At 57.0% G+C, this 1,725-nt stretch carries 2 protein-coding genes; one reads left to right on the top strand and one right to left on the bottom strand.

The features are described from left to right. The first annotated feature begins 196 nt into the window (after positions 1-196). The gene (gene speD / locus Q0288_RS17095; protein WP_299433319.1) at positions 197-637 is read left to right on the top strand and encodes an adenosylmethionine decarboxylase; all 441 of its coding nucleotides are present in this window, start codon (positions 197-199) and stop codon (positions 635-637) included. Between the two features lie 217 nt (positions 638-854). On the opposite strand, the gene Q0288_RS17090 is transcribed toward speD, so the two are convergent. Next, positions 855-1,652: an IclR family transcriptional regulator gene (locus Q0288_RS17090; protein ID WP_299433317.1), complete on the bottom strand. Its 798-nt coding sequence runs from the start codon at positions 1,650-1,652 to the stop codon at positions 855-857. Positions 1,653-1,725 lie beyond the last annotated feature (73 nt).

Below are 1,725 nucleotides of genomic sequence, written 5' to 3'. Positions count from 1 at the left end.
ATCGGGCTGGGTATGCCTTTCGCCTCGTCCATACCGCATATGATAAAAGCCTAGTTTTTGGAGGTGATTAATTGACACCTTCTCCCCCTGGATCCATAATAACGGGCTGATGAGACGACCCCTGGGTGGCCGTCCCGCCTGCGGCTGCGAACAAAGCCCACTGCAGAAAAGCCGCAAGCGTTTGGAGGATACGAGGTTGGAACTGTTTGGTTTTGGCCCACACCTGATGATTGACGGCTACCACGCAAATGCTGAGAAGCTAGGCGACCTCGAGCTTGTGCGGCAAGTTCTGGAGGAACTGTCCGAAGAAATGGAGATGACCAAGGTGCTGCCGCCCATGGTGCAGTGTTACGCTGCTCAACCGGGTCATGCAGAGGGGATAACCGGGGTAGTACTCATTGCCGAGAGCCACATCGCCCTGCACACCTTTCCCAGCCAGCGGTTTATTAGCGTGGATATTTTTTCCTGCAAACAATTCGATCTGGGCAAAGCCCTCAAAGGCGTGGTGGAACGCTTCGAAATCGGGCGCTACGAGACCCATTTGATCAACCGGGGCAAAGAATACCCCAAAGATATCGAACTGACCCGGCAGATCGTGGCAGGCGAACGGGAGTATCTGGAAGCCAGACTGGGGTAGCCTCTAAGTGGGCCCACCACAAAAATTTTGGTTAGAGCGGTTTTCAGAATGGATGAGGCCGTTCCCAGAGCAGAAGTGCTATCATGACCTGTTTTTTTGCTGCCAGTAGCGGCAAAAATTGCGAAGCTGTGACATGGTTTTTACCAGATGCTTTTCTGGGGTCTGCTCCGCTACAACTCCATCGCCAGGTCAGCTCCCACCATTTCCCCGTTTTTTGCTAGCCTGCCCAACCCAGCCGCGCCGAAACTGCGTCTGCGGCACGCCGAACCCTGAACCCCAGGGCCTCCAGGCGTTCGTTGGGAACCCGGCTGGCGGGGGCCGAGAGCGAGATCGAGGCCACTACCTTGCCCCGGTTATCGTGGATGGGCGTGGCGATACAGCGCACCCCATCCTCACGCTCTTCATCGTCCATTACATAGCCGTGCTGGCGGGCTTCTTGCAGGGTCTCGAGGAAGCCGTCCAGTCTGGTAATGGTCTTGGCCGTATAGGGTTTGAAAGGCCCCGCCCCCACAATCCGGCGGACTTCTGGCTCGGTGTGCTCCAGTAACAGGGCTTTGCCCACCCCCGTGCAATAGATGGGGGCCCTGGCTCCAATGCGGGTAAACATGCGGATGAGCTGGCGGCCCTCGACCTGGGCGATATAGACTACTTCGTTGCCATCCAATACGGCCAGGTTGACGGTTTCGTTAAGTTCATCCACCAGTTTTTCCATCTCCGGCATCGCCGCATCAATCAGACCTCCCCGGGTCAGAAAGGCCGACCCTACCTGGTAGGCCCGCAGACCCACCTTCCAGAGGCCCCTGGCCTCGTCCCAGTCGGCAAAGCCCCGTCTGCGCAGGGTTTCCAGAAGCCGGTAGGCGGTACTGGGCGAAAGTTCGGTTTTGCGGGCCAGCTCGGAGAGGGAGAGGGTCTCTGCCTCGGAGAGGACTTCCAGCAGATACAGACCTCTTTCCAGCGTCCGAACTTCACCTACCTCGGTCGAGCGGCTGCGCCCCGGACGGCGCTTGATTTCCATAGCCAGAGACTAAACCAGCTCGAGGTGTTTTTCAACTAGTGCAAAATAATCCCATTGGTTGACAAACTTATTT

The sequence above is a fragment of the uncultured Meiothermus sp. genome (assembly GCF_937863175.1).
Taxonomy (GTDB): domain Bacteria; phylum Deinococcota; class Deinococci; order Deinococcales; family Thermaceae; genus Meiothermus.
This window is presented reverse-complemented; position numbering and strand designations above follow the sequence as displayed.